Raw genomic sequence first — 5,425 nt, 5'->3', positions numbered from 1 at the left:
GGCAACCTAGCTCGGTGCCAGGCCCACCTCCACTCACTACACGCACGATACTGGGGTCTTACTCTAGCTCCTCTCCAGCTACACAAGGGAGGAGCTTTTGTTTTTCATGCCGTTTCACTTATCAACAGGCCAGCTCCCATCCCAAACAGCGCTGCATCACTTGACCCAATAGGTACAGGGATCCGCAGATTACAGCTGGTGGCTCAGTGAGGTTTTTCGGCTTGAGCAACTGAGCCCGAAGAGCGGAGAGATTGGGCAGTGCCCGTGCTGAGGCGAGATGAGGCTGCAGGGTTCGGGCCAGTTGGGCCAGTTGGTCGGGATCCGTCCCAGAGTGGCCGGCAATTGGCAGGGCAAAAAAGCAATCTCCCGGCCGCAGCAGGGTACTGAGAATGCCCTGGACATCCTTGGTGGTGAGGATGCCCATATACCAGGTGAGGGGGCCAGGTTGATACTTATCCAGATAGCGACGGAGAGCCTGGGCAGCGGGTAAGTTGTGGGCTCCATCCATCAGCAACTGACGGGATCCAATCTGCACCCGCTGTAAGCGCCCCGGCCAACGGGTGATGGCAAATCCTTTTTCGACAGTGGCATCAGGGATCCGCCAGCCCTGTTGCTGTAGGGTTTCCACAACGGCAAGGGCTACTGCTGCATTGGTGAGTTGTACATCGCCGCTGAGGGGCAGGGTGAGGAGCTGCCCTCGCCAGTGGACGGTTTGAGGCTCTGACCATCGCAGAGGTTCGACCATCTTCAGGGGGCTTCGCAATTGCTCTGCCTTGGCTTGGATAACTGCTGTGACCTCTGGGGTTTGGGGTGCGCACACTGCCGGGATCCCTGGCTTGAGAATACCCGCCTTTTCAGAGGCAATTTGGGGAAGGCTGTTGCCCAAGCGCTGCCAATGATCCCAGCCGATGGAGGTGATAGCCGTTACCACTGGCTCGATCCCAGCATTGGTAGCATCCAGCCGCCCCCCCAGGCCCACTTCTATCACTGCCACATCCACCTTTTGCCGGCGGAAGTACAGCCAAGCGGCAGCGGTGATAACCTCAAACTGGGTGGGAGAAGCCTCGTCAGGGGCATAGGTTTGTAGGCAGTCTCGCACCTGGGCCAGCGCTTGGCTCCAGTCGTTGGCGGAAATGTATTCCCCGTTCAGCCAAATCCGTTCCCGCCAATCTACTAAATGAGGAGAGGTGTAACGACCCACACGATAGCCTGCCGCCCACAACACGTGGCTGACCCAGGCACAGACAGATCCTTTGCCGTTGGTGCCGGCTACGTGGATGGCCGGGATCCCAGCTTGGGGCTGTCCTAGACGCTGCAGCAAGACTTGCATGCGTTCCAGACTGAGATCCACACCAAAATGGCCCAGGGACTCCAGAAAGGCCGGCCAATCCCAGTCTGGGATCTGGGACAGGGTTAGGGACAAGTTGCTCTGGTTCAAGCAAAGACTCCGTCTTGCCAGGGTAGGTGAGATTTGGGATTTTTTCTAGGGATCAACAATTCTAGAGGTTCACTACAAAAGCGTCACGGATGCCCGGCTGCTTGAGCACCTCTTCCAGGATCCCATCCGGCAGGGGATCGTCCAAGCTGAGCACCATGACTGCATCGCCGCGGATGATCTTGCGCCCCACCTGCATGCTGGCGATGTTGACATTGTAGGCTCCCAGCAGGGTGCCAATCCGTCCGATGATTCCCGGCATATCCCGGTGCAGGGTCATCAGCATGTTGGCGGAAGGGGGCACATTCACCGGGAACTCGTCGATCTGGGTAATCCGCACCTCTCGCTCCCCAATCAACGCCCCCGAAACCGAGCGGATCCCATTGGGGCCGTGGGCAATCAACGTCAGGGATCCGGAATAATCTTTCAAGGAGGGATCTCGGGTTTCCACCACCCGGATGCCCCGTTCTTTGGCCTCGATGGAGGCGTTGACGTAGTTGACCCGCTCCCGCAGCGCCAGCGTCAAAAGCCCTTTGAGGGCGGCAATGACGATCGGCTGCCCATCTTTTTCCGCCAGATCTCCCTGCAGGCGGATCTCCAACTGGTTGACGCGATCCCCCGCCAATTGGCCAACCAAGTTGCCTAGGGTTTCGGCCAAGTCCAGGTAGGGTCTGAGGTTTTGCAGCACCTCTGCCTGTAAGCCGGGGATGTTCACAGCAGAGCGGGCCGGCAGCCCCAGCAACACATCGCGGATCTGCTCGGCCACATCAATGGCCACATTCACTTGGGCTTCTTCGGTGGAGGCCCCCAAGTGGGGAGTGAGCAGGACTTCTTTGCCCAGGGAAAACAGCGGGGAGTCCTTCAGGGGCTCGTTGGCAAATACATCCAAAGCCGCTCCGGCAATTTGGCCGGATTTCAGGGCTTCGTACAGGGCTTGTTCATCCACCAAACCGCCGCGGGCGCAGTTGATCAGGCGAGCGGTCGGCTTCATCATGCGAAAGGTTTCGGCGTTGAACAGGTTGGTGGTTTCAGGGGTTTTGGGAATGTGCAAGGTGATGTAGTCGGATTCCTGCACCAAAGTTGTGAAGTCCACCAGGCGTACCCCCAGTTGCTCGGCCCGCTCCACGGATAGATAGGGGTCATAGGCCAGCAGCTTCATCCCCATCGCCTTGGCAATCTGGGCCACATGGGATCCAATCCGACCCAATCCGACAATCCCCAGCGTTTTTTTGTAGACTTCTACGCCGACAAACTCTTGCCGATTCCACAGGCCCGATTTCAGAGAGGCATTGGCATCAGGTATGTGGCGGGAGAGGGCCATCATTAAGGCAATGGCGTGCTCGGCAGCGGCAATGGTGTTGCCCTCTGGGGAGTTGACCACCAGGATCCCGGCTTTGGTTGCGGCAGGCACATCGATGTTGTCAACGCCAACGCCCGCCCGCCCGATGATCTTCAAGTTCGTCCCCGCCTCGATCACCTCTCGGGTAACCCGTGTACCGGAGCGCACCATGATGGCATCGTAGTTGGGGATGACCGCGATCAACTGCTCTGGGGTGAGCTGAGTTTGCACATCCACCTGAGCGACTTGGGAGAGAATGTCGATCCCCGCCTGATCGATGGGATCTGTGACGATGACTCTGGGCATAAGCAGCGTTAGTCCAGTGGGATGGAGGGCAACAGAAGTAGGGGAACAGATTACCCAAAAAATTGGGTCTAAAGCTCCGTCCTACCGCTACGCAGTTCGCCTTGGCCTCAGGAAGCTGCAGGAGGGCTTTAATGCTATGGTCATCCTTAGCGGCAGGGTAGTCAACCGCTCTGTTCAAGCAAGCGGGCTATAGGCCTTAAGCCCAGCAGTGCGAAGGCCAACGAAGACACGCTGTGAATATTCTGGTCGTCAATGCCGGTTCCAGCAGCCTCAAATCCTCCCTATTTCTGACGGTTGAGGGAAGGGTGGAGGCCACGCCCATCTGGCAAGCCCAGGTGGATTTCACCTACAAGCCGGGGGAGGCCCTCATCCAGACTCGTCGGCGAGGCGGTGGGTGGGAATCTTTTCCCTCCGCTTCACCTGAGGGAGGGATCGGCCAACTGGCCCCGCTGTTTCAAAGCCTCTGGCAAGGGGAGGGATCCCTGCTCCCGCAGGCGGCTGAGATCGGCGGCGTCGGCCATCGGGTGGTGCATGGGGGATCCCTGTACCGGCAGCCCACCTTAATTACGCCAGAGGTGGAGAGGGCGATTGAGCAATTGATCCCCTTGGCCCCAGCCCACAACCCTGCTGCGCTAGCCGGCATTCGTCTGCTAAGGCAACTGTTGCCGGGGATCCCTCAGGTGGCCGTTTTCGACACCGCCTTCCACCAGCAAATGCCTCTGGCCGCAGCCCTTTACCCCCTTCCCTACGCTTGGGCTGAACAAGGGATCCGCCGCTACGGGTTTCATGGCATCAACCACGAGCATTGCGCCCGTCGCGCTGCCGAGATCTTGAACCGACCCCTGGAAGAGTTGCGGCTGATCACTTGTCACCTGGGCAACGGCTGCTCGTTGGCGGCCATTCGCGGGGGCAGAAGTGTGGACACCACCATGGGCTACACCCCCCTGGAGGGCTTGATGATGGGATCCCGGTCGGGGTCAGTGGATCCGGGCATTTTGATCCATCAGTTGCGCCAGGGCATGAGTGTGGATGAACTGGATCGGATCTTGAACCGAGAATCGGGGTTGAAGGGCGTTTCCGGCCTGAGCAGCGATATGCGGGTTGTGTTGGAGGCAATGGAGGCAGGCCATGCCCGGGCGGAGCTGGCTTTCGATCTGTTTGTCCACCGTCTGCGCAGCCAGATTGGGGCAATGCTCATGAGCTTAGATCGGCTGGATGCGCTGGTGTTCTCTGGGGGGATTGGGGAAAACTCGGCGCCGGTGCGGGCAGCAACCTGTGCAGATCTGGGTTTTTTAGGGATCCAGATCGACCCGGTTTTGAATGCCGGATCCCCCCGCAACTGCGATATCAGCACTTCGGATGCTCCGGTGCGGGTTCTGGTGATCTCAGCCCAAGAGGACTGGGCCATTGCCAAAGCTTGCCAAAACCTTTTGCAAGGGGAATAGACGAAGGATTCCAGGCTGCTTCTCGCCAGGTTCTCTCCTTTCCGCCCGCTGGCTTGGTGGAGACAAACTCTAGACAATAAGCTCAAAAAAAGAAGACCTTTTGGAGTGGAGGAAAACCATGCAGCGAAGGCATGAACGGATCCCATTGCTGGTGCTGCTGAGCAGTGTTCTGGTGGGGTGTGGGGGCACGACCGGCAGCAGCGATCTTCTGCCCCTGCCGCCTCCCATACCTGCTCCATCCCTCACCATTACTGATCTCTCTCCGCGCACCGTCTCGGTGGGGCAAACCCCGACCTTTGTGGTGTCTTTCCGGGTAGAAGCCCCTGCCGGGATCCGGGGTTCCAACGCCTTTTTGGCTTCCGTCACCACCCCACTGGGCAATTTCGTAACCCTGGGAGCTTTTGATGCCGCTCAGTTGCCCGGCTGCTTCGTTGGGGCGACCACCTGCACCGTTACAGGGCTGACCCTGACCCAGAATCGCTTTACCCTCACTCAAACGGGATCCCATCAGCTCACCATCAGTGTGTTCGATCGGCAGGAGCGGCTGGGCAGCGGCAGTTTCCCATTTACCGGAGTGCTTTGAAAACGGTTTGGATAAAGACACAGAGGATACTAGTCTTGCAGGATCCCCAGAAACTCAAAACTCACTCTAGGCCCTATCTCTCAGGTGGATTTCTGAGGCTTCCGGCCAAGGGATCAGGCCACCTCGGTCAAACTTGAACGGCCTCGCCGTTCCTGAGGAGATCGAGTTTTGTTGCTTCAAATCGGGTGGGGATAAAGTCGAGTATGTAGTCACTCTAAACATCATGGTCTAAACATCATGAATGAAACCTTTCCGTCTGGCTCCCCTCTCCCTCTGGAAGAGGAGCTGAGGGTGGTCGCGGAAGCGGCGCGGAGCGT

The 5,425-nt window shown here is 58.5% G+C and carries 4 protein-coding genes; 2 read left to right on the top strand and 2 right to left on the bottom strand.

Going from position 1 to position 5,425, the window contains the following annotated elements; all coding sequences use genetic code 11:
* Positions 1 to 121: 121 nt before the first annotated feature.
* Both NW818_RS03070 and serA read right to left on the bottom strand, forming a co-directional pair.
* A complete protein-coding gene (locus NW818_RS03070) occupies positions 122 to 1,438 on the bottom strand; it encodes a bifunctional folylpolyglutamate synthase/dihydrofolate synthase (RefSeq protein ID WP_414423803.1) in 1,317 nt (438 codons plus the stop codon).
* Positions 1,439 to 1,499: 61 nt separating this feature from the next.
* A complete protein-coding gene (gene serA / locus NW818_RS03065) occupies positions 1,500 to 3,080 on the bottom strand; it encodes a phosphoglycerate dehydrogenase (RefSeq protein WP_011433001.1) in 1,581 nt (526 codons plus the stop codon).
* A gap of 233 nt (positions 3,081 to 3,313) precedes the next feature.
* On the opposite strand from serA, the gene NW818_RS03060 reads away from it, so the two are divergent.
* Both NW818_RS03060 and NW818_RS03055 read left to right on the top strand, forming a co-directional pair.
* Positions 3,314 to 4,525: an acetate kinase gene (locus NW818_RS03060; protein ID WP_414423802.1), complete on the top strand. Its 1,212-nt coding sequence runs from the start codon at positions 3,314 to 3,316 to the stop codon at positions 4,523 to 4,525.
* A gap of 118 nt (positions 4,526 to 4,643) precedes the next feature.
* Positions 4,644 to 5,108 carry a hypothetical protein gene (locus NW818_RS03055; RefSeq protein WP_414423801.1) on the top strand — a complete coding sequence of 155 codons (465 nt, stop codon included), beginning with the start codon at positions 4,644 to 4,646 and terminating at the stop codon, positions 5,106 to 5,108.
* The last annotated feature ends 317 nt before the right edge of the window (positions 5,109 to 5,425 follow it).

Origin of the sequence: Synechococcus sp. R6-5, assembly GCF_047461775.1 — a bacterium.
Lineage (GTDB): Bacteria > Cyanobacteriota > Cyanobacteriia > Thermostichales > Thermostichaceae > Thermostichus.
Note: the sequence above shows the minus strand (reverse complement) of the source record. Positions and strands in the feature narration are given on the sequence as shown.

Excerpts from the sequence above, each read along its gene's own strand:
- NW818_RS03055 (WP_414423801.1), top strand. The coding sequence starts at position 4,644 with ATGCAGCGAAGGCATGAACGGATCCCATTGCTGGTGCTGCTGAGCAGT.
- serA (WP_011433001.1), bottom strand. The coding sequence starts at position 3,080 with ATGCCCAGAGTCATCGTCACAGATCCCATCGATCAGGCGGGGATCGAC.